The sequence below is a fragment of the Heliomicrobium gestii genome (assembly GCF_009877435.1).
GTDB classification, from domain to species: Bacteria; Bacillota; Desulfitobacteriia; order Heliobacteriales; family Heliobacteriaceae; genus Heliomicrobium; species Heliomicrobium gestii.
Genome location: NZ_WXEX01000004.1, coordinates 78,528 through 103,834 on the forward strand (window position 1 = coordinate 78,528; position 25,307 = coordinate 103,834).

The following is a 25,307-nucleotide window of genomic DNA, read 5'->3' on the forward strand; positions in this document are numbered from 1 at the left end:
CAAGTTTGAAATCCTTACTATTATGGCCGCAAGAGGGTCGAATATGAATGTCCGGTGGCGCAAAAGAGGGGAATCGCTGCCCCTTTTCCGGCAATCAAGGGGGCAATCGCCGAAAAAAGCCGTCAAATTTATCCTTAATCGTAGAGTTGATGGTATATGGCGTAGTCGTGAAGGACGCCCTTCACATAGGCCCGTGTTTCAGGGAAGGGGATCATTTCGATGGTCTGTTCCTTGCCTGTCCACTTTTGCTCCTGAAGCCACTGGCGCACATTTCCCCTGCCGCCGTTATAGGCGGCGATCGTCAGGGGGATATTGCCGTTGAACTCCTGCCGGAGGTCGGCCAGGTACCAACAGCCCATGCGGATGTTCGTTTCGGGGTCATGGAGCGATTCCGGAGAAAAATCACGGAGAGGCACCTGTTCGGCGATCCATTCCGCCGTCTGGGGCATCAGTTGCATCAAGCCCCGGGCGCCCTGACTGCTCTCCGCCCAGGGCAGGAATTTGCTCTCTCGCCGGATGATCGCCGTGACCAGATAGGGATCGACATGATACTCGGAAGCGTACTTCATGATCAGTGGCTTGTGCGGGATGGGAAAGAAGATCTTTTGCACCCAGGGGCTGTACCAGAGGAGGTTGCCGGCGACAGCGAGGATGATGACGGCCACAGCCAAGCGAGGGAAGGACAGCGTCCGGATCGGTTCACTCCACTTCACCGGCGGCCTCCTTCCAAAGCTGTTCTACCTGTTTTTTCATCTCCGGCAGGGGTTGTCCGGCGTCGATGAGCCGATCGGCTCGCTTGATCTTTTCTGCGAGAGGCATCTGAGCGAAGATGCGCGCCCTCGCCGCCGCCTCGTCAAGGTTGTCCCGTTCCATGAGGCGGCGAACTTGGGTCACCTCGTCGACAGCCACCACCCAGATCTCTCCGGCCATGGCCTCCATGCCGGCCTCAAAGAGCAGGGGCACATCAAGGACAACCACTTTTGCGCCTTGCCGGGCAAGCCGAGCCATCTCCTGTTCAAATCGCTCGATCACCTGTGGGTGGACGATCCCGTTCAAGCGCGCTCGCGCTTCCCCGTCGGCAAAGACGATACGCCCCAGCGCCGCCCGGTCAAGGTCGCCATCGGGACGAAAAACAGAGGGACCGAAGACCCTCTGAATGTCCCGCCAGGCCGGTTTCCCCGGCTCGACAACCTCACGGGCGACCACGTCGGCGTCGATGACAGCGGCGCCCAACCTTCTCAGGCAAGCAGCCACAGTCGTTTTCCCGGCAGCGATGCCCCCGGTCAATCCGATCACTTTCACGAGGCCCCTCCATTTCCATATTTATGCGCCGAAACGACGGTTTAGACAGCGCAGTCATGAAACGATTTTGACAAAACCAAGCCCCATCAGGGCGAGACCTGCGCCGTAGGCGAGCCATGTTCCGCCGGCCCAGCGTGCCTGCAAGCGGCCAAAGTAGAGTCCGGCGCAAACGAAGAACAGTTGCGTCAGGGCAACCACCGGCGGAGCGTACAGCGGCAGCGCCCCGACCATGGAAGCGCCAAAACCGGCGGCGAGGGCGTCCATGTTGAGCGCCAAGCCCAGAAGCAAGGCTTCCTGCGGTCCCAATTCGCCGGAACGGTCGAGGTCAGCCTGAGTCGGCTCACGCAAAACCTGGATGACCAGCCCGAAGGGTCGCAAGGTGATCGACAACACCTCTTCCGCTTTCACCTCCAGTGTCTCCTCAGCGGTCAACGCCGGCGCGCCGTAGCCCTCCTCGCAGGAACCAGCCAGTTCACCCGCGCCGGCTGGGCCGACGGGTGAGCTTTGGCCTCCTTGAGACCCCTTGCTCCGTTCTTCCCTGGCTACGTTGAAGACTTGAAAGAGGCCCAACAAGATCAGAATGCCGCCGCCAAGCCGTCCGGCCCATTCGCCGGGAATCAACGCCGTCAAACCGTGTCCGGCGAGAAGGGCGATCGCCATCGCCAGAGCGGAACAGAAACTGATCACGAGTAGGGAACTCAAGGGAACGCCGATGCGCTTGAGTCCATAGGCCACCCCCGCTCCGAATCCGTCCAAACTCAAGGCGACTGCCAACCCCAACAACGACCATAACGCCACGATGGGTCCCTCCCGGGTTGCACATTTCCCGATATACTATGCGAACCCGGGAAAAGGTCCACTGAGGGGCTACATCGACTCGACGACAGCCTCCCATTCGGTATAGGCGTCGGTCAGTTCCTGGCGGACCTGTTCGTATTCCTCCTGGGTGCGGCGGGCCTGTTCGCCGTCCCGGTAGGTGCTCTCATCGGCCAATGCCTCGCTAAGGCTTTGCAGTCGCTCCTCCAGGCGAGCGATCCGTGATTCGGCCTCCTTCAGGGCCTGTTCCCTTTTCCAGGGATTGGTCAACTTCGGCCCGCCAGACTTGCCGGCGCCGCCGGTAGGGCTGGCGGCGCCGCTGCTGGCGCCTTGGTTGCCGGCATTGCCGGGCATACCAGGGCGATCGCTCGTTTCCGCATTCGTCCGGGCCTTAGCCCCGGCGGCCCGCTGGGCCGCTTCTTTTTCCGCCGCTTCCCGCTCAGCCTTTTTGCTCCGATAATCGGAGTAGTTGCCCAGATACTGGGTGAAATGCCCATCGGCCAGTTCCAACACCCGATCGGCTAGGCGATCCAGGAAGAACCGGTCATGGGAGATGACCAGAAGGGTCCCCGGAAAATCGGCCAGGGCCTCTTCGAGGGCCTCCTTGGCGCCGATGTCCAGGTTGTTCGTCGGTTCGTCGAGCAGAAGGAGATTGGCGCCTGTCAAAAAGAGCTGCGCCAAAACGAGCCGGCTCTTTTCTCCGCCGCTTAAGACGCCAACCGTTTTGAAGACATCATCGCCCCGGAACAAAAAGCGCCCCAGGAGGGTGCGCGCCTGCTCCTCCGTCATGGGTCGCATGGCGCGGATCGCTTCCAACAGCGTGTCGTTGTCGTTGAGGTGTTCCTGCTCCTGAGCATAATAGGCGGGCTTGACCCGGAGGCCGAAGACGATATCGCCGCCGGCGGGTGGCAGTTCGCCGAGAAGAATCCGAAAGAGTGACGTCTTTCCGGCGCCGTTTTTCCCGAGTATGGCGATGCACTCGCCCCGCCGGACTGTCAGATCAAGGCCGGCAAAGAGCGGCCGGCCCGGATAGGCCGCTGCCAGATCGCGCAAGACCAGGACCTGCTCGCTGCTGGACGTTTGGGGCACAAACTTGAGGTCCTGAAGGCTCATGCTCTCGACCGGCTGGGCGATCCGCTCCCGCCGGGCGAGCCGCGTCTCCCGCCCCCTCGCCTGCTTGGCGTTGACGCCAGCCTTGTTGCGCCGGATGTATTCTTCGATACGGGCGATCTCCGCCTGATCCTTCGCAAAGGCCCGCTTTTGCGCCAGCAGCGCCTCATCGCGGAGCTGCAAAAACCGCGAGTAATTCCCCGGGTACATGTCAAGGCAGCCTCGTTCCAGATGGAAGATGCGGCCGCAAATCTTGTCCAAAAAGTACCGGTCATGAGAGATGACGAGGACAGCGCCGCGGTAGTCGCGCAGGTAATCCTCCAACCATTCCGTCGCGCCGATATCGAGGTGGTTCGTGGGCTCGTCGAGCATCAGCAGGTCATAGGGCCGCAGGAGCAGGCGGGCCAGGGCGAGCCTTGTCTTCTGACCGCCGCTGAGCACCTCTGCCGGCAGGTTAAAATCGTCCTCCGTAAATCCGAGGCCGCGCAGGACGGAGCGGACTTTGGCCTCGGCGCCGTAGCCGCCCCCTTCCTCATAGCGATGAAGCAGGTCAGCATATTCGGCCATGACCTGCTCCAGGACCTTTTCGTCGGCCAGGGTGTCCGGGTGCTCCATCGCCTGTTCCAGGCGGCTGATCTCAGCGCGCATGGCCAGGATGTCAGCCAACTCCTCCAGGGCCGCCGCGAAGACCGTCTGGCCGGCCGGCGGGGTGCGCACCTGCTGGAGGTAGCCCACACGGACGCCCTGGGTCCAACTGAGAACGCCTTCGGCCGGCTCCTCCGATCCGGTGAGCACGCGAAAGAGGCTCGTCTTGCCTGCCCCGTTCGGTCCGACAAGACCGACCTTGTCCCCCTCGTGGATGATGAAGGTGACATTTTCAAAGACGCGTCGTGCGCCATAGTTGAGCGCCAGGTTTTTACTCTGTGTGATAATCCGGTTGCTCATAATTCCCTTTTCCTTTTATTTTTGACAGTTGGGGCAAAAATGGGTGCTCCGCCCGCTGCGTTTTTCTCGAACGATGGCGCCGCCGCAGCGACGGCAGAGGGCGCCTTCCCGCCCATAGGCCCACAGCTTTTCCTGAAACTCCCCTTTGCGTCCCTCGCCGTCGACATAATCGCGAAAGGATGTCCCCTTGGCGTCAATGCCCTCCTGGAGAACGGTGCGGATGCTGTCGTAGAGGCGGCGGCTCTCGGCCTCATCGAGGGAGTCGGCCGGCCGATCCGGGTGGAGAGCGGCCCGGGCGAGGGCCTCATCGGCGTAGATGTTCCCGAGACCGGCCAGGAAGGACTGGTCGAGCAGCAGCGGCTTCAGCTTGGTCTTGCGTTTCACCAGGGCGCCGTGAAAAAGGGCGAAGGAGAGATCGTCGGCCAACGGTTCGGGACCGAGCCGGCCCTTTCCCGGCTGCACCAGCGCCTCCGCCGTCGCCATGAGGGTCAAGGTGCCAAACTGGCGCACATCAGCGTAGCGCAGCAAACTGCCGTCGTCCAAGCGGAAGACGGCATGGGTATGGGGCGGTTCCGGCGTTTCCCTTTCCTCCTTCCGGAGGTGGACGAGGCGTCCGGTCATACGCAAGTGGATCACAAGGGTCTCGTCACCGTCCAGGTGGATCAGCAGGTATTTCCCTCGTCGTCCTAATTCACGGATCTGTCGCCCCCGGAGGGCGTCGGCGAAAAGCGTGCCCGGCAGGGCAAAGGCGATTTTGGGCAGGCGCAGTTCTACATCTTCTATCGTCCGCCTCGATATCCGGCTCGCCAGGCTGCGGCGGACGGTCTCTACTTCCGGCAATTCGGGCACTGGACAACCTCCGTTAGCGCGAAAAATCGATGTCAGGCGACGATCACCCGGCCGAATAGGGTTTCATCTCATACCAGTTCGGCCCCGTCTTGACGTCCACCGTCAGCGGCACGTCGAGCCGGATCGTCTGTTCCATCGTTTCCTGGATGAGGGCGGCCGCTTCGGCGAGCTCTGCCAGCGGCGTCTCGAAGATCAATTCGTCATGGACTTGCAACAGCATGCGGGTGCGCAGCCCCTGCTTGACCAACAGGTCGGGGATGCGGACCATGGCCGCTTTGATGATGTCGGCGGCGGTGCCCTGGATGGGCGTGTTCATGGCCGCCCGCTCACCGAAATTCTGGCGGATTTTATTTTTGACAAAGAGATCGGGCAGCCGCCGCCGCCGGCCCAGCAGGGTCGTCACATAGCCTTGCCGGCGCGCCTCGGCGATGATCTCGTCGATGTAGCCCTTGACGCCGTTGTAGCGTTCGAAGTAGCCGTCGATGTACTGGCGCGCCTCGGCGCGGAGCACCCCTAAGTCGCGGCTGAGGCCGAAGTCGCTGATGCCGTAGACGATGCCAAAGTTGACCGCCTTGGCGCGCCGGCGCATCTCGCGGGTCACATTCTCCATGGGCACGCCGAAGACTTCGCTGGCGGTGCGGGTATGAATATCCTGATTCTTGGCAAAGGCGTCCTTGAAGGAGGGATCACCGGAGAGGTGGGCCAGGATGCGCAGTTCGATCTGCGAGTAATCGGCGGCCAAGAGAGTCCAGCCGTCACTGGGGGCCACAAAGGCCTTGCGGATGCGGCGTCCCTGTTCGAGGCGAACCGGTATGTTCTGCAGGTTCGGTTCAGTCGACGAGAGCCGGCCTGTCGCCGTCACCGCCTGGTTGAAGCTGGTGTGGATGCGGCCGCCGTCACCGTCGATCAGGGGCAGCAGACCCTCTACATAGGTCGACTTGAGTTTCATCAGTTGTCGGTATTCCAGCACCTTGGGCACGATCGGGTGCCGGTCGGCCAGTTCTTCCAGAACCTCTACATCGGTGGAGTAGCCGGTCTTCGTCTTTTTGATCACCGGCAGCCCCAGCTTTTCAAAGAGGATCTTGCCGAACTGCTGTGTCGAGTTGATGTTGAAGGTCTCACCGGCCAGATCATAGATATGGGCCTGCAACCGGTGGATCTCGGCGCCCAGTTCGCCGGCCATCTCTTGCAGGACGGCGGGATTGACCTTGACGCCGGCCCATTCCATGGCGCCCAGGATCGGCGCCAGCGGCAGCTCCACATCGCGGTACAGGGCGCTCAATCCCTCTTCGCCGAGGCGCGCCTCCAAGGCCGGCATCATGTGAAAGAGCGCCGCAGCAGCGCGGGCCCCTTCCTCCGGCGCAAGGGCGTTGCGTCCGGCGTCAGCGTCGATTTTCCAACCGATCAAGTCGTGGGCCGACCGAGCCAAGTTGTAGCTGTTCGCGAGGGGATCGAGCAGGTAGGCGCCGATCAGGCCGTCACCGTCGATCCCTTCGATCAAGGTGTCCTCCCGGCGAGCGAGCAGCCAGAGCGACTTGGCGTCAAAAAAGAGCTTGCGATGGTCCTTGGAGATCCAAAAGGGGCGGGTCGCCGCAAAGATCGCGCCCGGCTGGTCGATGACCCAGACGCGCGGCAATATCGGCAGGGCGTCTTTTCCCGCAGCGATGATGAGTTGTTTCAATTCGCCGGTCCGTGGCGAGCCGTCCCAGGCGGCCAGCACCGCCGTCCGGCATCCCGGTTCAGCGCCAAGCTGCATCAGTTCCGTCAACATCTGGCCGGTCGTCGCCTCATCGTCGACAAGGGTGAAGTCCACGGTGAGGGGCGCTTCCACCTCGACATTGACGGCTGTTTCGCCGGTTTTCCCCTCCTGTTGCGCTCCCGGTTCGGCAGGGAGCCCGCCAGCGCCGGCCTTCTCCTCCGTTCCGGCAAAGAGGCTGCCGCTTTCCGCCCCGTCCCCTTCCCCCTCGGGAAGGTGGCGCAGGAGGCTGCGGAATTCCAAGTCCTTATAGAGTTGACGCAACGCCGGGTAATCGGGCGCTGCCGCCCGGCAAGCCTCCCAATCGGGGGTAAGGGGAATATCGCATTTGATCGTCGCCAGTTCCTTCGAGAGAAAAGCCAGTTCACGATGGGTGGCCAGCTTCTCCTTCAGTTTCCCTTTCACCTCGTCGAGCCGTTCGTAGAGGCTGTCCATGTCGCCAAACTGTTCCAGCAACTTGAAGGCCGTCTTCTCGCCCACCCCCGGCACACCGGGGATGTTGTCGGAAGCGTCGCCCATGAGGCCTTTCCAATCGATCACCTGGCGCGGTGTCAAGCCGATTTTCTCCTTCAGCGCTTCCTCATCATAGCGTTCGATCTCGCTGATCCCCTTGCGGGTGAAGAGCACCTCCACTCCGGGGGAAATCAACTGCCAGGCGTCGCGGTCGCCCGTGACGATCAAGCTGTATATCCCCTGTTCCCGGGCCTGGCAAACGAGGGCGCCGATGAGATCGTCGGCCTCAAAGCCCGCCTCCTCAAAGACAGGGATGCCCCAGGCGGCGAGGACCTCCTTGAGCAGGCCGAACTGGGGCCGCAGTTCATCGGGCGTCGCTCCCCGCTGGGCCTTATAGGCTTCATATCGCTGCGTCCGGAAGGTGACGCGACTTTTGTCGAGACAGACGGCCAGGTGATCCGGTTGATAATCCCGGCGCAGCCGTTCGAGCATCGTCAAAAAACCGTAGACGGCGTTGGTGGGAACGCCCTGGGAAGAAGACATGGGCGGCAGCGCGTAAAAAGCCCGATGAAGCAGGCTGCTGCCGTCGATGACCATAAAAACTGCATTGCGCACAGATTCGGTGCTCCTTTAATCGCGTACTGAATCGAAGAATCAAGGTCTCCCAAAAGGTTCTCGCTGCATCTCCACAAACCCTGCTTAGGCCTGTTCCCTTTCAGAATCAATCGCCTCGCCCAGTTCCCGCCAGGGTAAAGCGGCAGCCTTGATCGACGGCTCACCGTCTTCATTGCCCTGGTAATAGACGACGACCAGATCATCGTCGACGACAGCGAGATCGGTATATCCCCCATCATAGGGATTTCCCTCATACATATCGAGCGTCAAGCCGCTGTTGCCGCTTTCGCGAGACGCGGCGTCTTCTTCATCGTCCCCCTGGTTTTCGCCGGCAGATCCGTTCGAGGAACAAACCTCCTGCTCCCAGCCTTCATTGGCGCGCAGAAGGCGGATCGCCACAGCGCTTTTCCGCTTTTCCCGCAGATCCCGGTAGGCGAGAGCGATGCCCTCCGGCAGGGAGACGGCCATGGGCGCGTGGGCTTTGGAAAAAATCCGTATCGGCTTCGACCAGCGCTGGAGATCGTCCGAATCGGCGAGCCAGATGCCGAAGGGGGCACTGTCCTGGCGGCTGAACATCCGGTAGCGGCTCCCGTCAAAGACGATGGTGCTTTCATTCAGGACAGCGCCGTCGATATTGCTGGGAAGATAGGACAAGACATCCCAGTGTTCAAAATCGTCGGTCACGATGACAAGGGGGCGGGTGAAGGTCTCGCCCTTCAGGATCCCATAGGCGGGAAAGATGCAACCGGTGGGGCTTTTGATGGCCTTGCCATAGAAGACGATCCACTCGACCCCCTTCAGTTCGACGGCGCAGCGTTCGGTGAACCGGGGCTCGTCGGCGACGGAGACGAAGGCCGGACAGATCCTTCCCCGCAGGTATGTACGGGTGCAGAGGGTGAAGAGGTCCTCATCAAGGCGGGAGACAATGGCGTCGATCTCGTTTTCGCTGCGGAAAACGACCTTGTCTTCGCCAACGTCAACAAAACCTTCCCCCCTGTCCGCATGCATCCGTTCCAGGAATTCACCCTTGTCCAGCCGCAGGCAGCGCACGGTTCCATCGACGCCGTGGCACTGGCGAGCGCTCGTCACCCCCTGGCGGTAGAAGATATAGACCCGGTCCCGGTGCTCCGTAAAGGTCGGAAAGGCGGAGTAGCGGTTTCGCTGCCTGGGCACAAGCGTTTTTCGCGCGATCACATCGATCCCCTCCATGGTCAACAGCGCGCCTTCGGCTGTTCATTATCTACTGGTGATTATACCCCTTCGGTTTCATCCAAACGCAAAAAAAGCGCCTGGATCCGCGATTTTTTCGCGGCCCAGGCTGTCGTCGGGAGAATGCCGGGTTACACCAGCGCCCGTTTGCCCGCTGGCGGTCGATACCCCTCCGGCGGTTCGACCCGTTCGACACGGCAGGCGCAAACCTTCAGTTCAGGGATCTTGGCGACGGGATCGACGACACCGATGGTCAGCTTGTTGACTGCCGCCTCGGCGAAGTGGAAGGAGGTGAAGACCGTCCCTGCCAGGATGCTTTCAGTCAGTCGCACCGGCAGGGCGATGGCCCCCCGGCGGGTGGACAGGCAAACCCAATCGCCGTCAACCAGGCCGCAGGCGGCGGCGTCACCGGGATGCATCTCCAGGTGTTCCTCCGGATAGATCGTCTCCAACCCGGTCCGCCGGCTCATCGTCCCCGTATGGTAGTGAAAGAGGCGCCGGCCCGTGGAGAGCACAAGGGGATAATCTCCATCGGTCGCTTCTGCCGGCGGCAGGTAGTGAACGCCATGGAAGCGGCCTTTTCCCCGGGTAAAGCGATCCACATGCAACCGGGGCGTTCCCGGATGCTCCGGCGACAGGCAGGGCCAGCAAAGCCCGCCGTCCCGGTCGATCCGTTCGTGGCTGACACCGCCATAGGACGGAGTGAGGCGGGCGATTTCCGCCATCACCGCCGCCGGGTCTTCCAAGTCAAAGGGGCGCCCCAGGGCGGCGGCCAGATCGGCCATGATCCGCCAGTCGGGCCGCGATTCGCCGATGGGCTCGATGGCCTGGCGCACCCGCTGCACCCGCCGTTCCGTGTTGGTGAAGGTGCCTTCTTTTTCAGCGAAGGTGCAGGCCGGCAAGACCACATGGGCCAGTTGGGCCGTCTCGCTCAGGAAGATATCGACGGCGACGAGGCATTCCAATTGTTGCAAAGCCTCGACGACATGGGAACTGTCCGGGTCAGACAGAACGGGGTTCTCGCCGACGATCAGCATCGCCTTCAGCGAGCCTGAGCGGGCTGCTTCGAGCATCTCGCCGACGGTAAAGCCCGGCTGTTCCGCCAGGTCGGCGGAAGCAACGCCCCAGGCTCCGGCAAACTTCGCCCGCACGGCCGGGTCTGTGACCGGCTGGTAGCCGGGAAAAACGTTCGGCAGCGCGCCCATGTCACAGGCGCCCTGCACGTTGTTTTGCCCGCGCAGCGGGTTGACGCCGCTTCCCTCTTTGCCGATGTGACCGGTCAACAGGGCCAGGTTGGCGATGGCCATCACGTTGTGGCTGCCGGTGCGTTTCTGGGTGATCCCCATGGTGTAGAAAATGGAGGCTCGTTCAGCCTTCGCGTACCGCCGGGCTGTCTCGCGAATCACCTCCGGCGCGATCCCGGCGATCGGCGCCGCCCATTCCGGCGTGCAATCGGCGACAGCCGCCTGCAGTTCGGCAAAGCCTTCCGTCCGTTCCTCGATAAAGGCTTGGTTCGATAGTCCTTCCGCGATGATCACATGGGCCAGGGCATTGAGCAGCGCCAGGTCTCCACCGGGTCGGATCGCCAGGTGATTCGTCGCCGCAGCAGCCAGTTCCGTTTGGCGCGGATCGATGACGACACAGGGGGTCCCCCGCCCGATGGCCTGCAACAGTTTCTGGGCCAAAACAGGGTGAGACTCAGTCGTGTTCGACCCGATGACCAGCAAGAAGTCGCTCTTGGCGATGTCGCCGATGGGGTTGGTCATGGCCCCAGAGCCAAAGGCGGCGGCCAGGCCGGCCACCGTCGAGGCGTGGCAGAGGCGGGCGCAGTGGTCGATGTTGTTGGTGCCGAGGACGGCCCGGGCGAACCGGTTGATCAGGTAGTTGTCCTCATTCGTCGCCTTGGCCGAAGCCAGCACGCCGAAGGCATCGCCGCCATGGTCAGCCCGGATGGCCTGAAAACGCTCCGCCACGAGGGCGATCGCTTCCTCCCAGGAGGTTTCGACAAAGCGGCCCTCCTTTTTCACGAGAGGCCGGCGCAACCGATCGGGGTGGTGAATAAAGGAGAGGCCAAAACGCCCCTTCACACAGAGGTGGCGTCCGTTGACCGGCCCATCAGACGCCGATGCGACGCCGATGACCTCCTCCCGCCCCGGTTCACCGGCGCCCGGCCGCCCCACGACCTCCAGATCGAAGTTGCAACCGGTGCCGCAATAAGGACATGTCGTCCGCACCTTGCGGCGCACGTCCCAGGGGCGACCCTTCCCAGCCTTCGTCTTGTCCACGAGCGCGCCGGTCGGGCAGAGAGCGACACAGGAGCCGCAAAAGACACAGTCCGACTCGCCCAAGGGCCGCTCAAAAGCCGGCCCGACCGTCGTCGCGAAACCGCGTTTTACATAGTCGAGGACATGGCGTCCCTGCACCTCGGCGCAGACGCGGACACATTTGCCGCAGAGGACGCACTTGTTCATATCGCGCCGGATAAAGGGGTTGCCGTCATCCAAAGGATCATGGCGGCGTTCCCCGTCCAGGGCAGAGCCGGGAAGGGGAAAGTCGGCGCCATACTCGTAGGCGTAGGTCTGAAGCTTGCAGCGACCGGTCCGCTCGCAGCGCAGGCAGTCCTTCGGGTGGTTGGCCAGGAGCAGTTCCAGCACCGTCCGGCGCGCCTCAACGACAGCCTCTGTCCCGGTGCGGACGACCATTCCCGGCGATACGGCCGTGACACAGGAGGGCGGCAGGTTGCGCATCTTCATCATCCCGCCCGCCGTGGCCACTTCGATCTCCACTACACAGAGGCGGCAAGAACCGGGATTGGTCAATTCGGGATCGTGACAGAGGGTCGGGATGTCGATGCCGAGTTGCCGCGCCGCTGCCAAAACGGTCGTGCCCGCCGGCACGGAAAGGGCTTGTCCGTCGATGGTCAATTCCACTGTTGCGTCTATCATCGTCATCCTCCCTCCTATCGGCGTATGACCGCCCCGAACTTGCACCGTTCCAGGCAGGCGCCACACTTGATGCAGCGGCTTTCATCGATCACATAGGCTTCCCTCGGCTTGCCGGAGATGCAGCCAACAGGGCAGGCGCGGGCGCAGAGAGAACAGCCGCGGCACTTGTCCCCTTCGATGCGGTAGGTCAAAAGCGCGGCGCAGAGGCCGGCAGGGCAGCGCCGGTCGCTGATATGGGCCTCATACTCGTCGCGGAAATAGCGCAGCGTCGTCAAGACGGGATTGGGCGCCGACTGTCCGAGGCCGCAGAGGGACGTGGACTTGATCACAAGGGCCAGTTTTTCCAGCGCCGCCAGGTCTTCCCCTTTTCCCTGGCCGACCGTGATCCGCGTCAGGATCTCCAGCATCCGTTTCGTCCCTTCCCGGCAGGGGGCGCATTTGCCGCAAGACTCCTGCTGGGTGAAGTTTAAGAAATAGCGGGCGATGTCGACCATGCAGGTCGACTCGTCCATCACGACAAGGCCGCCGGAGCCCACCATGGCGCCCACTTCCAGGAGGGATTCATAATCGACAGGCGTATCGAGGAGCGATTCCGGCAGGCAACCGCCGGAAGGTCCGCCGATTTGGACGGCTTTGAAGGCCTTGCCGCCCTGGATGCCGCCGCCGATGGCGAAGATGATCTCCCGCAGGCTGAGACCCATGGGCACCTCGACAAGGCCCGTGTTGTTGACCTTGCCGGTAAGGGCGAAGACCTTCGACCCTTTGGACCGGCCCACACCCATGTTGGCGTACCAGTCGGCGCCGTGGCGCAGGATGTGGGGGATGTTGGCGAAGGTTTCCACGTTGTTGATGTTGGTCGGCTTGCCCCACAGGCCTTTTATGGCCGGATAAGGCGGCCGAACGCGAGGCATCCCCCGGTTGCCCTCGATCGACGTCAGCAAGGCTGTCTCCTCGCCGCAAACGAAGGCGCCGGCGCCAGCCTTGACATGGACATGGAAGGAAAAACCGCTGGCCAGGATGTTTTCACCGAGGAGGCCGCAGGCTTCCGCCTGGGCGATGGCCTTCTGGAGGCGACGGATGGCGAGGGGGTACTCAGCCCGCACATAGATGTACCCCCCTTGGGCGCCGATGGCGTATCCGGCGACCAGCATCCCTTCCAACACGGCATGGGGATCGCCTTCCAGGACGGAACGGTCCATGAAGGCCCCCGGATCGCCCTCATCGGCGTTGCAGACGATGTACTTCTCTTCCCCTGCCGCGCCGGCGGTGAACTCCCATTTCTGACCGGTCAAAAAACCGGCGCCGCCCCGTCCGCGCAGGCCCGAACGCTTTACCTCGGCGATGACGGCGGAGCGGTCCATGGCCAGGGCCTGGAGAAACCCCCGGTACCCCTGGCGCGCCATGTACTCGCCCAGGTCCTCCGGGTTGATGTGGCCGCAGTTGGCCAATACGATCCGGTGCTGGCGCGCGTAAAAGGGGATCGACGGGTAGCTCTCCAAGACTTCCCCCTCGGGGAGCCGGTAGAGAAGCCGCTCGACGACCTGTCCGCCAACCAGGTGGGCCTCAACGATTTCAGGGACGTCAGCGGCGCTGACGCGACGATAAAAGGTTTTTCCGGGCTCAACGACGACGATCGGCCCTTGCTCACAAAAGCCATGACAGCCGGTCAGGGCGATCTGAACATCCTCCGCCATCCCCCGTTCCGCCACCGCCCCTTGGAGCGCCTCCAGCACCGGACGGCCGCCCGAAGCGATGCAGCCGGTGCCGGCGCAGACGAGCAGGCGCCAGCGAAGGAACCCCCCTCGCGCTTCCTTCTGGTCTCCTGTCTGGCCGGAAGGTTCAACCGCCTCTATCCGTCTTTGCCGGGCGATCCGGCATGCGTCGTCATCATGACAAAAAGGCCCCTCAGTGCGACAGCGGACGTATTCCTTGCAGGGTGTGGCCGGTCGATGGGCGCACCGTTCACAGCAAGATTGCATCAAACTTTTCATGTCAGGGCGCCTCCTCATTCATACCGGGCCAGGATGGTCGGCAGGCTCTCGGGCGTCAAGCGTCCATGGGTGTCTTCGTCGATCATGATCACGGGAGCGAGTCCACAGGCGCCGATACAGGCCACCGATTCGAGGGTATAACGCAGGTCTGGCGTCGTCTCGCCGTCTTCAACCTCCAGTTGTCGACGCAAGGCCTCGAAAATCCGGGCGCCGCCGCGAACATGGCAGGCTGTGCCCAGGCAAACGCGAATCACATGGCGGCCCCGCGGCGCGAAATGAAACTGAGCGTAAAAGGTGGCCACACCGTAGACCTGGGCCACAGGCAACCGCAACGACCGGGCAATCCTCTCCATCACCGGCTCAGGGAGATAACCGTATATCTCCTGGGCGCCTTGAAGCAAGGGGATCAAAGCGCCCCGCGCCTCCCGGTATTCAGCAAGCAACGCCGTCAGGCGCTGATCTTTTTCTGTTTCGACATGTTCTTGGCAGCAGTGACATTCAACCATGAGCGCGTTCCTCCCTGCAGTCGATGACCTGGCTCTCGGTGATGATCTGATCCATCGGAATGTCGTGGTCATCGGGGTGTATCTCTTTGACGATCTGTAGGTCGAAGGCCAGCGCGATTTTCTGGGCGTCGGCCCGCAAGGAGGGGAGAAAACGATCGTAATATCCGGCGCCATAGCCAAGACGGTTGCCGAGCCGGTCGAAGGCGACGCCAGGAATCACCACCAGATCGATCGCGGCAGGCGGAACCGGTTTCATTGAAACCGGTTCCATGATCCCCCAGGTTCCCCGCCGGAGATCGTCCGGGTAGCGGTCGATCCGGCCGGCGATCAGGTGACGCGTAGCCGGTTGGCAAATCGGGACGGCTACCGTCTTCCCCAAACGCAGGCTCTGGGAAAGAATTTCTCCCGTCAACACCTCCTGGCGAAAATCAACATAAATCATCACCGTCGACGCCGCCGCGTAGGCCGGCATGGCCAGCAAGCGGTCGACAATGAAACGGCTTTTCCCTTCTATCTCCTCTGATGTCAAGGCGCTGCGGCCTTGCAGGGCCGATTGTCGCAGGCTCTGCTTCAAGCTGTCACCCTCAATCCGACAGAATGTTGTCATACTCATTAAGATTCGTCGCAAAGTGCCTATTCCCTCGTCGACCCAGGTGAGGTTTTATGGTTGCTCCCCCCTTGCTTGCAGACAGAATCGAGAAAACCGGATTACGGCGATAGCGACAATAGAAAACTCAGGAAAAAGAGAACGCAAAAAAAGGCCAAAAAAAAGAAGGCCCAGAGGCCTTCGAAACGAATCGGAACAAACGATTGGAGGCAGGAAATGGAGTGGCGTTAGGCGAAAATATCAGCGAACGGCGATCCCGCGAACGTTAGACGCCTGGGGTCGCAGACCGTTGTCGTTGAGGTTTTGAGTGAACCGCATCAGGTCAAAGTAGACCGTCAGGTCGACGTTTTGCACCTGCGCTTTCGAGGGTCCTTTCAAGATGATGGGCGAGAAGTTGAGAATCGCTTCGATTCCGAGGTCGGTCAGTTGCTGGGCGACCGCCTGTACAGAGTCGGCGGGTACAGCCAGGATGGCCATCCGAACCCCATGCTCTTTGATGAGCTTCTCCGCTTCTTCCCAAGAAACGACGATCTTGTCGATGATGGTCGAACCGATTTTTTCCGGATCCGTGTCCACCAGCGCAACCACGTCGAATCCACGTTGACGGAATCCCGGGTAGGCGGCCAGCGAGGAACCCAAGTGACCGGCTCCGACGATGATCACGGGCCAATTGCGGTCTTGGCCCAGGAGCTTGCGGATGTTGTCCCGCAGTTCCCGCACATTGTAGCCCACACCGCGAACACCAAATTCCCCGAACATGGACAGATCCTTACGGACGACACCCGAGTTGATTCCCACGGCATCACCCAACTCCACCGAGGAAATGATCGGGACACCGCGTTCTTCCAACTGTTCAAGGATTCGCGAATAGAGCGACAAACGCATGATTGTCGGCTCAGGCACCTTGAAAAACTTCACGTCCTCATCCCCTTCATTGATGTCAAATTATGTGCGTTGGGCTTACCTTGGATATCGTTTGTCCGATATCCTATCAATGTTTGTCTATCTGTAATTTAACTATACATGCGATAGTTTCCACATGCAATACCTTTTTTGCAACTTTTGCGTAAAGTTTGCAACATTTTTTTTAATCCCCTTTTTGACATCTCCTGTCGGTTGATCATATTATAGGGGTGGGGGTCTTTTGGTCCCCTTTGATCTGCTCGAAAGGAGACCATGGGTTATGTCCCGGCTTGTTGACTCTCTTCAACCGGAGGAAAGTTCCCTCCCTTACACCGTGGGCCGCATCAACCGCTTCGTCCAACCGGCGTTGCTCCTGCTGCTTTCGGAAAAGCCTTCGTACGGCTATGAACTGATGGAACGAATCGGTGAACTGGTCCTCTTGGACGGACCCACCGACCCTGCCCTGATCTACCGCACCCTGCGCCGGATGGAAGAAGAACAACTGGTGCGCTCCAACTGGCAGACAGGGGAAAGCGGCCCGGCGAAACGCTGTTATGAGTTGACCGACAGAGGTGTCGAGACATTGCATAGATGGGCCCGGGAAATCACACGGCATCGCAGGGCTCTTGACGAATTTTTGTGCCGCTACCGTACGCACTTCAATCATTCCCCGCTAACAGACAAGATGCTGGACATCGGTTAAAAGATGTGGGAACTCCGCTCTCAGAGCGGAATTTTTTGTTTTTGTCCGGAAAAACAGGAAGCCCCGGAGACCGAGACTGGTTTCCGGGGCTTTTACGGTTTGTTGTTTGTTGAACCTTAGCGGACGTTGCCGTTCAGACTCAACACCTCACCTGGCGACAGGATGTGACACTCCGCGTCGGTCTGTTCTGTAACAGACTTTTTGAAGGCCAGGGCATCCTGTTCGATGACCGGGAAGGTGTTATAGTGCATCGGCACGACGACGCGTGGGTGGAGCAGTTTGGTGGCATAGAGGGCATCTTCCGGTCCCATGCTGAAGTTATCGCCGATGGGCAGCAGGGCGAGGTCGAGACGCCCCCCCTTCAGGAAGCACATGTCGATAAGTTCCATGTCGCGGGTCAGGCCCGTATCACCGGCGTGATAGATCGATTTGCCGCCCATATTGATCAGAAAACCGCAGGGGTTGCCCACCTCGATCTGGTTGTCGCCCTCGACGATCCCCGAACCGTGTACGGCGACCGTAAGGCGCAACCGGCCAAAGGGAAAGTCCCGTTTGCCGCCAATGTGCATCCCGTGGGTTTTGGCGCCTTTGCGCTGGCAGTAGCCGGCCAGTTCAAAAGGAGCGATGATGGTGGCGCCGGTGCGTTTGGCGATATCGACGGCGTCGCCAAGGTGGTCGCCATGGCCGTGGGTGATGAGGATGTAATCAGCGTTCACCTCGTCGGCCTTGACGGGACAAAGGGGGTTGCCTGTAAAAAAGGGGTCGATCAGGACCTTTGTCTGCCCGTCATCAAGCAGGAAGTTGGCATGACCAAAAAAAGTCACTTGCAACATGAGTCAATCTCCCTTCGAACGTTCGGTTTTGTCACAGCGATGATAGCGCTTCCCGGTAGTTGAGCAACTGCACCCTTGTAAGCAGGTCGCCTGTCTCAGGCGAGAGCAGTGTCGTCAGTTCATCCCATCGACCTTCGATAAACCGGCTGAATCGCGACAGTTCTGAGTCGGGGATCGCGGGATGGCAGAAAAACTCAGCCGTTTCTTCCCCAAGATTCTGCAACGTTGCCCGGAGCCGCCGCTCCAGGTTGTCGCCGGCGGAGGGGAAGCCATAGACGCCTCCACGGCAAAACCGGGGGGCACCCGGCTTCCCTTCTCTGTCGCAGGCCATCTGCCACGTTTCACCGAGCCCCTCTGGGGACAGGATGGCGGCCGGGTTGAGGGCCTCGTCCATCTCCTCCCATGGCACACATCGGGGGGGAACGACCCGCAACGCCGGAATGGAAAAGGCGGCGCAAAGGTCGAGAGCGATGGGAAACAGGCGCGGATGAAGGTGAACATGATGATGGCTATCCAAATGGGTCGGTTGGAGTCCGGGAGCGAGAAAACGAAGGATCTGGGCGCGCCACTCCCGCTCGACCCAATCCAGCGGCAGGCGGCTGAGTTGCAAAAAGGGGCGCTGAAACCACCCTGTCTCTCCAGTGCGTCTCTCCGGTTCCCTCTCCCCTTGTTCCCTCGCCGGCGCAGGGAAAGGCTCGCCGGCGACAGGCGGACCGACAGACAGGTTCAGATGAATCCCGACGGACAGCGCCGGGTTTCTCCGGAGAATGTCAATCGCGCCGGCAAAAGCGGGCACGTTGACCATCAGGGAGGCCGAGGTGACGGCCCCACGCCGGTGCGCTTGTTCGATCCCTTCGTTGACACCAGGTGACAACCCAAAATCATCGGCGTTGATGATCAGCAGCGACTTCTTCATTCGGCCCTCCAAGGCTCAACACTCTATCCAATTGCTTACATTGAATGCTAACATATTCCATTCTCCAGCAATAAAAAAAATCCTGCTCCAACAAATTATCGTTCCGTTAAGGAATGCCTCTTTTTACGTAACACAAGGGAGTGCGCCGTCGACGGCCATCTCAGCCGAGGTCTGGCCTCGACGTCGTCGAACGTTTTCTGTTCGGACCGCCATCTCTACCATTGTGAGCCCGCAAAGAGGGATTATGCAGTGAAGAATACAAAATACGGCTTTGTCAAGGAGGGAACACTTTTTTAACAAACTCTTTATTTTTTACGGGCCCATCTTTTTCGGTTTTCCACAACCTTTTCCCCAGACGCCAGGCTTATGAAATAAGGCTTTTTTCGATTTATCCACCTAATCCACAGCCATCGAATCCCCTATCCTTCCACGGGGTTTCCACATGATAAATCCCTGTTAAACAAGTAATCAACAGACTTATCCCCATTATCCACAGTTTTTTCATCCACAGTGGGGATAAGTCGAAGATGTGTTTGCCCCTTGACAACAAAAAATCCGGGACTATGTTCCCGGATTTTTCGTGCACTTATGACAGGCTTTGCGAGGATAATTCGACAATAAGTCCTACCCTTGGCCATAGCGACCTTGCAGCCAGAGTCGCTCCCGCTCAACCACTTCAGGCGAAAGCGCTATGGGACCGCCGGCAAGGAAACTCAGGAGATAGATCATGGCGCATTCCTCTAACAGTTCAGCAAGCGAGAAGGCTTGCGCCAGGTCTTTGCCGACAGCGACGGCGCCGTGATTGGCCAACAAAGCCACCGGCGCATCCCCCAGTGCCTGAAGGGTGTTTTGGGCCAGTTCCGGCGTTCCTATGAGCGCGTGCATGGACGTGCTCACGCCGCCGCCGAAGTAAGCCACCATGTTGTCGAGGATGGGTGGCATGTCCTTGCCTGTGGATGCCACCGCTGTCGCATGCTTGGAGTGGGTATGGACGACAGCCCGCACATCGGGGCGACCCTGGTAGATGGCGCGGTGGAGTCCCTGTTCGATGGACGGCCGCCGGGTTCCCTCGATCACCTCGCCGCTGTCGATCGCCACAATGACCAGGTCTTCTGGCGCCAGCTTGTCATAGGCCATCCCGCTGGGCGTGACAAGCATGCGGTCCCCCTCCGGCAGGCGGCAACTGATATTTCCGCCAGACCCGGACACCAGCCCCCGTTCGATCAACAGCCGGCCATAGCGCAGCATCTGGTCGCGCAGGTTTTCCACTTGCATCGATTCCTCTCTCATCAAGTTCCCAAAGGCCAATCAGCCACCGCATTCAAATCAGCCGCCGCCGTCTCTCCCGCCATCAGCCGGTGATACCCGGCGCAGGCGATCATGGCCGCATTGTCGGTGCAGAGGATCAGCGGAGGCGCCACGAGACGCCGTCCATCGGCCGCCAGCGCCTCCTCCAGGCGTTGGCGCAGGTAGCCGTTGGCCGCGACGCCGCCGGCGAGCAACACCGTCGACACAGCCATCTCCCGGGCGGCCCGGCGCGTCTTCTCCACGAGCACGTCGACGACCGCTTCCTGAAAAGAGGCGGCCAGATCGGCCTGGTGTACGGCCTCCCCTTTCTGACGGGCGCGGTTGAGCAGGTTCAATACAGCCGACTTGAGTCCGCTGAAGCTGAAATCGTAGCTGTCTTCCTGCAACAAGGCCCGGGGAAGCGGGTAGGCGCCGGCTGTGCCCTCGCGGGCGAGTTTTTCCACCAAAGGACCGCCGGGATAGCCGAGTCCCAACGCGCGGGCGACTTTGTCATAGGCTTCTCCGGCGGCATCGTCGCGGGTCGCCCCCAGGATGCGGAGCTGGCCGTGGCCGGTCAGATGGACGAGGTGGGTGTGTCCCCCGGAAACGACCAGACAGAGCAGCGGGAAGGCCAGATCCGGTTCAGAAAGAAGGTTGGCGTAGATATGGCCCTCGATGTGATGAACGCCCACCAGCGGCAGATTCCGGGCCAGGGCAGCGCCCTTGGCGTAAGCAACTCCGACGAGCAACGCGCCGACCAGGCCCGGGCCTGACGTAACGGCGACAGCCGTCAGATCGGACCAGGTGACACCGGCTTCCCGCAGGGCCTCATCGACAACGACAGTGATGTTCTCCATGTGTTTTCGCGAGGCGATCTCCGGTACCACGCCGCCATAACGCTGGTGTGTCGGCACCTGAGAAGAGATGACGTTGGAAAGGATCACGCGGCCATCCTGCAATACCGACGCCGAGGTCTCGTCACAACTCGTCTCCAGCCCCAAGATAAAACGACCGGCCGCTTGGGCCGGTCCGCGCAGTGAAAATATCGACAAATCGATTACTCCTCTACAAGACCCGCACGTTTTCTACGTCAAATTCGCCGTAGGACCAGCGACCGGCCTTTTTGACTTGCGCAGGCTGATTTGCGTCGATCAACTGGAGGACACGAGGGTAATGAATGGTATAGCCTGACGCCTGCCCGGTCAGATAATATTCGGGCTGGTCCGGCAATCCGGCTCGGAGCACCGGATAGTAGGTATCCATGCAGGAACATCCCCCTGATGTGCAGATCCGCGTCAGTTCCACCGTAAAAACCTCGCCTTGCTCCGCCAGCATTTCGCGGATATCCTCGTCTATCACCCATTGCATCGGTTCGGCCCCCTTTATGTTCCCCTATGGGGTTCCCTTCCATTATACCCCATACCCCTATCAGAGCAACAGTCAGGCCGGCTTTTCTCCCGTCACAATGTAAAAAGCGGCGCTGACCGCGCCGGTGGCGATGGGAGGACGTTACGTCAACAGCCCTTCCCGGAAGGCCAGCAGATAGCGCCGGAAACCGGGGTCCTTTTGCAGGAGCGTCTCGGTGCTGCGCAGGGAGGCCATCAGTCCCTTGTTTTCCGGATCGAGGATCGCCCCGTCCAAACCGGCGTATATGGCCAACGTCAGGAAGGTGCGGTTGAGCAGCGACCGTGCCGGCATGCCCTGGGAGATGTTGGAGATCCCGCAAAGGATGTGCACCTGGGGAAACTCCTCACGGATGCGACGGATGATCTCGAGGCCGAAGCTGCCCCACTGTTCATCCTGGCCGACGGGACGGATAAAGGGATCGAGATAGATGTCTTCGAAATCGACGCCATCGCGAACGAGGCGCGCCACCAGGGAACGGGTGACCTGCAGTTCTTCCTCTACCGTGTTCGGCACGCCGCCGTCATTGAAACAAAGGGCGACGACCTTGCACTGATAGGCGCGAATCAACGGGATCAGCATCTGGTAGCGGCACTCTTCCGCTGAGATGGCGTTGATGAACGCTCTTCCCCTGTGGACGCGCAAGGCGCCTTCGAGGGCCAACGGGTTGGGGCTGTCCAGGCAGATGGGCTCATTCACAACGGTCTGCACCGTCTCGACAAGCCAGCGCAAAGCCTCCGGTTCGCGATGGCGAAGGGTGGAGCAATTGAGATCAAGAACATCGGCGCCGCAAAGCTTCTGCCGCAGCGCCAGATCCTGGATGAAGGTCACGTTTCTGGAGATGACGGCGCCCTCAATCCCGGGACGCGCCGTATTGATCTTTTCCCCCACGATCAGCATGGTTATCATCCCTTCTCAGCTTCGGGCGGCTGCGCCGCCGCGAATCAGGGGTGTCTCTACCGGCTCGAAACCAAAAAACCCTGCCCGCGGCAGGGTGTGTCGGTCATCGATTACTCCTCGGCTTCGAGAAGTTCGGCGCACAGATCCAGAATATCGCTCACAGAGAGAATACCAACCACTTTCTCCCCGGCGACAACGGGAAGGCAGCTCACCTTATAGCGACGCATCATGCGGACGCTGTTGGCCAGGGGCATATTGGCCTCCACAGCGACGGGGTTTTTGGTCATCACCCATTCCACCGGCGTCAAGGGGATGACACCGGGGGAGCGCATGGCTTTGTCGATGTCATGGAAGGCGACGATGCCGACCAGTCGTTCCTTGTCATCAACGACCGGCATACGCCGGATATTTTTCTCCGTCATCATCCGCAACGCGTCACGAATCGGTGTGAATAAACCGGCAGTGACTACGGGGGCGACCATCTTATCCCGAACGATCATGGCGGCCAACCTGCCTTTCCGCATGTTTTGAAAGACTTGGTTGTGATCCTTTTCGGCAAAGGCGGAGGAAATCCTTCTTACCCTTCTCCCTTGTGGGGCTGCTTTTTTGGGGTCTCCAATTCGCGCCACATGATGATGGCGTCTTCCCCCGTATCGGTGTAATAGCCCCGCCGGCAACCGACATCCTGAAAGCCGATCTTCCGGTAAAGAGCGAGGGCGTTGGTGTTGGAAGGACGAACCTCCAAGGTGATCCGCTCCCCGCCCAACTGTGCCGTTTCAAAAAAGAGATGATGCAGCATGGCTTCGCCGAGACCTTCGCCGCGCCGTTCAGGATGAACGGCGATGGTGGTGATATGCACCTCATCGAGGATGATCCAGACGCCGGCATAGCCGATCACCTGCTCCTCCTGTTCCGATTGCGCAGCGAAGAAGGCTGACCGCGCCTCCCCCTCTCCCGCTTCGATGCAGACCCAGTAGTGAGACAGGCGGCTTTCCGTCAGTTCGGTCACAAAAGCGCTGCGGCTCCAGGGAGTGGGAAAGGAGACCTGCTCGATGGCGAGCACCTCGTCCACATCGCTCAGCGTCATGGGGCGAAAATAGTGCTTGGATGCTATTTTTTGCATGTTCTACGCCTCCGGAGCTACCCGGCAGGGGGCCGGATCGGATCCATGTTTTTTCGCCCAGTTGACCTCCGCTTCCGATGGTCGGATGTACATCGGGGTCAATTGATGCAGATCGTCCGTGTCACCCTCCCGCAGCCGTCGCCAGCCGAGACGGGCCACCTGGCTGCCACGGGGATAACGCGTTTCGGCGGCAGCGAAGACGGCGCCGTCGCCCAGGCTTTGTTCGATCAGATCCCGGTAGACGGGAACGGCGTCGCCCAGAAAGAGCACCGGCCCAGTCGCTTCCGGCGCTTCCTGTCCGTCCATGGATTCCTCCATCCGCCGGCGCAGCTGCTCCAGCAGTTCTTTGGGCGCAACCGCCTGGGCACTGCCCACCTTCTCTAGACCTTCCGTGCAGCCTCGGTAGAGACAGCTATAGACCTCGTTCTTGCGGGCGTCCAGTATGGGACAGATGTACCCCCGATAGGGCCAGCCGTTTAAGGCCAGGGCGTCCAGCGTGGGCACACCGACGACAGGCAGGCCGAGGGGATGGGCCATCCCCTTCACCGTCGCCAGGCCGATGCGCAAGCCTGTAAAGGATCCGGGACCGATGGCGACAGCGAGCCCGGCCATATCGGTTAGCGACAGCTCCGCCAAGGCGAGCAGCTGTTCGATGGCGGGCAACAACCGTTTTGAGTGGGGCCGGTCGTTATGTAAAAAGGTTTCCGCCACGACCTGATCATCATCGACAACGGCCAGCGCCGTTACGCGGGTGGAACAGTCGATCCCTAAGACATACACGTTGCTTTCCACTCCTTCACCAGGGCTTCCGAATGCTCGCCCCGTCCCGTCACTTCGACGAGGCGTCCGTCGATGACCGGGTCCCCCGCTTCGCTGCAAGGGGACTCTTCGAGATGGGAGAGTCGAATCGTCAGCGCCTCTTCCGGGAGCAGGCTGCCGAGGCGCTCCGGCCATTCGATGCAGAGAATGCCCTCGCCGCGCAGGTAGTCGGCCCAACCGATCTCCCAGACATGATCAGGCTCGTCCAGGCGGTACAGATCAAAATGGTAGATAGGAACCTGTCCCTCATACTCATGGACAAGGGTAAAGGTCGGACTTGTCACCCGTCCCGTATAGCCAAAGCTGCGGGCGAGGCCGCGCACCAGGGTCGTCTTGCCGGCGCCCAAGTCGCCATAAAGCAACAGGATGTCGCCCCGTTGCACCCGTTCGGCCAGCCACTTGCCGAAGGCCTCTGTGGCCGCCTCATCGGGCAGGATTGTCTGCCATCGTGGTTCAGTCAATGCAGGGTTCCCTCGCAATCTGTAAAAACGTTGGACCGCCTTTATGGTGAAGCCGGCGGCAAGGGGTTTATCGATCAGTATTCCCCATCGCCGGAACAGGCAGACCCTTTTTTCTATCAACCCGATCCGAGGCCTTTCCGCGCTCCCGGACTGGGCGCTCAAATGACCCCATTGTCATGATAAACGGCCATCACCATCTGGATATCCTCCCAGACCGGCCTTTTCTTCGCCGGATCCCGCAACAGCGCCGCCGGGTGGAAGGTGGGCATGAGCAGGCGTCCATCCTTGCGCGCCCACTTGCCCCGATCCCGTGTGATCCGGGCATTCGGATCGATCAGGGTCTGTGTCGCTAAGGCGCCCAGGCAGATGATGATCTGCGGGTTGATGATCTCGATCTGCCGCTCCAAGTGAACCCGGCAGGCCCTCACCTCATGCGGCAGGGGCAGCCGGTTGCCCGGCGGGCGGCACTTGACCACATTGGCGATGTATACCTCGGGGCGGGGAAACTTTCCCGCGCTCAAGATCCGATCCAACAATTGACCGGCGGCCCCGACAAAAGGGCGTCCCAGGCGGTCTTCTTCAGCCCCCGGACCCTCGCCGACAAGCATCAACCGCGCTTCGGGATTGCCCTCGCCAAAGACAACCTGCTGACATCCGTCGCGCAAGGGGCAGAGGCGGCAGTCCTTCACCATTGTTTCGTAGGTTGCCAATTCCGATTGACGATTCATCCAGACACCCCCATCCCATCGTACACGAAAAAAACGGATCTGGCAAAAGGACAATCATCTGCAAAAAAAATCGCTCTCCCGGTTTATCCTTTGGATAGAGGGAGAGCGGTTTTTTTGCAGAAACGA

The 25,307-nt window shown here is 60.6% G+C and carries 24 protein-coding genes; 1 reads left to right on the plus strand and 23 read right to left on the minus strand.

The annotated features are described in order from the left end of the window. Positions 1–134: 134 nt before the first annotated feature. The 12 genes from GTO89_RS05645 to GTO89_RS05700 all read right to left on the minus strand — a co-directional run bounded on the left by GTO89_RS05645 (position 135) and on the right by GTO89_RS05700 (position 16,022). Entirely contained in the window at positions 135–713 is a 579-nt protein-coding gene (locus GTO89_RS05645; RefSeq protein WP_161261093.1) for a lytic transglycosylase domain-containing protein, read from the minus strand. Then, complete coding sequence (gene coaE, locus GTO89_RS05650) at positions 700–1,302, minus strand: dephospho-CoA kinase (RefSeq protein WP_161261094.1); 603 nt, start codon at positions 1,300–1,302, stop codon at positions 700–702. Before coaE ends, GTO89_RS05645 begins: the two co-directional genes overlap by 14 nt. A 54-nt stretch (positions 1,303–1,356) precedes the next feature. Continuing rightward, on the minus strand, positions 1,357–2,100 hold the full coding sequence (locus tag GTO89_RS05655) for a manganese efflux pump (RefSeq protein WP_161261095.1): 744 nt from the start codon (positions 2,098–2,100) through the stop codon (positions 1,357–1,359). A gap of 69 nt (positions 2,101–2,169) precedes the next feature. Then, complete coding sequence (locus GTO89_RS05660) at positions 2,170–4,173, minus strand: ABC-F family ATP-binding cassette domain-containing protein (protein ID WP_161261096.1); 2,004 nt, start codon at positions 4,171–4,173, stop codon at positions 2,170–2,172. Between the two features lie 15 nt (positions 4,174–4,188). Further along, a complete protein-coding gene (gene mutM / locus GTO89_RS05665) occupies positions 4,189–5,022 on the minus strand; it encodes a bifunctional DNA-formamidopyrimidine glycosylase/DNA-(apurinic or apyrimidinic site) lyase (RefSeq protein ID WP_161261097.1) in 834 nt (277 codons plus the stop codon). A gap of 43 nt (positions 5,023–5,065) precedes the next feature. Continuing rightward, a complete protein-coding gene (gene polA / locus GTO89_RS05670) occupies positions 5,066–7,846 on the minus strand; it encodes a DNA polymerase I (protein WP_204758175.1) in 2,781 nt (926 codons plus the stop codon). Between the two features lie 84 nt (positions 7,847–7,930). Further along, positions 7,931–9,040, minus strand: coding sequence for a glycoside hydrolase family protein (locus tag GTO89_RS05675; protein ID WP_161261098.1), 1,110 nt, complete (start codon positions 9,038–9,040; stop codon positions 7,931–7,933). A gap of 146 nt (positions 9,041–9,186) precedes the next feature. Continuing rightward, positions 9,187–12,000, minus strand: coding sequence for a formate dehydrogenase subunit alpha (fdhF, locus tag GTO89_RS05680; RefSeq protein ID WP_161261099.1), 2,814 nt, complete (start codon positions 11,998–12,000; stop codon positions 9,187–9,189). A gap of 14 nt (positions 12,001–12,014) precedes the next feature. Then, the gene (gene nuoF, locus GTO89_RS05685) at positions 12,015–13,991 is read right to left on the minus strand and encodes an NADH-quinone oxidoreductase subunit NuoF (protein WP_161261100.1); all 1,977 of its coding nucleotides are present in this window, start codon (positions 13,989–13,991) and stop codon (positions 12,015–12,017) included. Between the two features lie 14 nt (positions 13,992–14,005). Beyond that, complete coding sequence (gene nuoE, locus GTO89_RS05690; protein WP_161261101.1) at positions 14,006–14,497, minus strand: NADH-quinone oxidoreductase subunit NuoE; 492 nt, start codon at positions 14,495–14,497, stop codon at positions 14,006–14,008. Beyond that, positions 14,490–15,071 (minus strand): 5-formyltetrahydrofolate cyclo-ligase, encoded by a 582-nt coding sequence (locus tag GTO89_RS05695; RefSeq protein WP_161261102.1) that lies wholly within the window; start codon positions 15,069–15,071, stop codon positions 14,490–14,492. The genes nuoE and GTO89_RS05695 overlap by 8 nt, the downstream gene beginning before the upstream one ends. A gap of 273 nt (positions 15,072–15,344) precedes the next feature. Further along, positions 15,345–16,022 carry a redox-sensing transcriptional repressor Rex gene (locus GTO89_RS05700; RefSeq protein ID WP_161261103.1) on the minus strand — a complete coding sequence of 226 codons (678 nt, stop codon included), beginning with the start codon at positions 16,020–16,022 and terminating at the stop codon, positions 15,345–15,347. Positions 16,023–16,287: 265 nt separating this feature from the next. Between GTO89_RS05700 and GTO89_RS05705 the strand changes: the two genes are divergently transcribed. Beyond that, entirely contained in the window at positions 16,288–16,710 is a 423-nt protein-coding gene (locus GTO89_RS05705) for a PadR family transcriptional regulator (protein WP_161261104.1), read from the plus strand. Between the two features lie 116 nt (positions 16,711–16,826). On the opposite strand, the gene GTO89_RS05710 is transcribed toward GTO89_RS05705, so the two are convergent. The 11 genes from GTO89_RS05710 to GTO89_RS05760 form a co-directional block, all read right to left on the minus strand. Next, on the minus strand, positions 16,827–17,543 hold the full coding sequence (locus GTO89_RS05710) for a metal-dependent hydrolase (protein WP_204758174.1): 717 nt from the start codon (positions 17,541–17,543) through the stop codon (positions 16,827–16,829). A 31-nt stretch (positions 17,544–17,574) separates the two neighbouring features. Then, on the minus strand, positions 17,575–18,459 hold the full coding sequence (locus GTO89_RS05715) for a carbohydrate deacetylase (RefSeq protein ID WP_161261105.1): 885 nt from the start codon (positions 18,457–18,459) through the stop codon (positions 17,575–17,577). Between the two features lie 624 nt (positions 18,460–19,083). Then, positions 19,084–19,734, minus strand: a complete 651-nt coding sequence (locus GTO89_RS05720) for a class II aldolase/adducin family protein (RefSeq protein ID WP_161261106.1) — start codon at positions 19,732–19,734, stop codon at positions 19,084–19,086. Positions 19,735–19,748: 14 nt separating this feature from the next. Beyond that, a complete protein-coding gene (tsaD, locus tag GTO89_RS05725) occupies positions 19,749–20,798 on the minus strand; it encodes a tRNA (adenosine(37)-N6)-threonylcarbamoyltransferase complex transferase subunit TsaD (protein WP_161261107.1) in 1,050 nt (349 codons plus the stop codon). 13 nt (positions 20,799–20,811) lie between these two features. After that, positions 20,812–21,114 (minus strand): hypothetical protein, encoded by a 303-nt coding sequence (locus GTO89_RS05730; protein ID WP_161261108.1) that lies wholly within the window; start codon positions 21,112–21,114, stop codon positions 20,812–20,814. 141 nt (positions 21,115–21,255) lie between these two features. Then, positions 21,256–22,050, minus strand: coding sequence for a methyltetrahydrofolate cobalamin methyltransferase (locus GTO89_RS05735; RefSeq protein ID WP_161261109.1), 795 nt, complete (start codon positions 22,048–22,050; stop codon positions 21,256–21,258). Positions 22,051–22,160: 110 nt separating this feature from the next. Further along, the gene (locus tag GTO89_RS05740; RefSeq protein WP_161261110.1) at positions 22,161–22,550 is read right to left on the minus strand and encodes a CBS domain-containing protein; all 390 of its coding nucleotides are present in this window, start codon (positions 22,548–22,550) and stop codon (positions 22,161–22,163) included. Positions 22,551–22,627: 77 nt separating this feature from the next. Then, positions 22,628–23,173 carry a ribosomal protein S18-alanine N-acetyltransferase gene (rimI, locus tag GTO89_RS05745; RefSeq protein ID WP_161261111.1) on the minus strand — a complete coding sequence of 182 codons (546 nt, stop codon included), beginning with the start codon at positions 23,171–23,173 and terminating at the stop codon, positions 22,628–22,630. Between the two features lie 3 nt (positions 23,174–23,176). After that, a complete protein-coding gene (tsaB, locus tag GTO89_RS05750) occupies positions 23,177–23,953 on the minus strand; it encodes a tRNA (adenosine(37)-N6)-threonylcarbamoyltransferase complex dimerization subunit type 1 TsaB (RefSeq protein WP_161261112.1) in 777 nt (258 codons plus the stop codon). Next, positions 23,941–24,453 (minus strand): tRNA (adenosine(37)-N6)-threonylcarbamoyltransferase complex ATPase subunit type 1 TsaE, encoded by a 513-nt coding sequence (tsaE, locus tag GTO89_RS05755; protein WP_235920265.1) that lies wholly within the window; start codon positions 24,451–24,453, stop codon positions 23,941–23,943. Before tsaE ends, tsaB begins: the two co-directional genes overlap by 13 nt. 158 nt (positions 24,454–24,611) lie before the next feature. Next, positions 24,612–25,181 (minus strand): uracil-DNA glycosylase, encoded by a 570-nt coding sequence (locus GTO89_RS05760; RefSeq protein WP_161261113.1) that lies wholly within the window; start codon positions 25,179–25,181, stop codon positions 24,612–24,614. Positions 25,182–25,307: the final 126 nt, after the last annotated feature.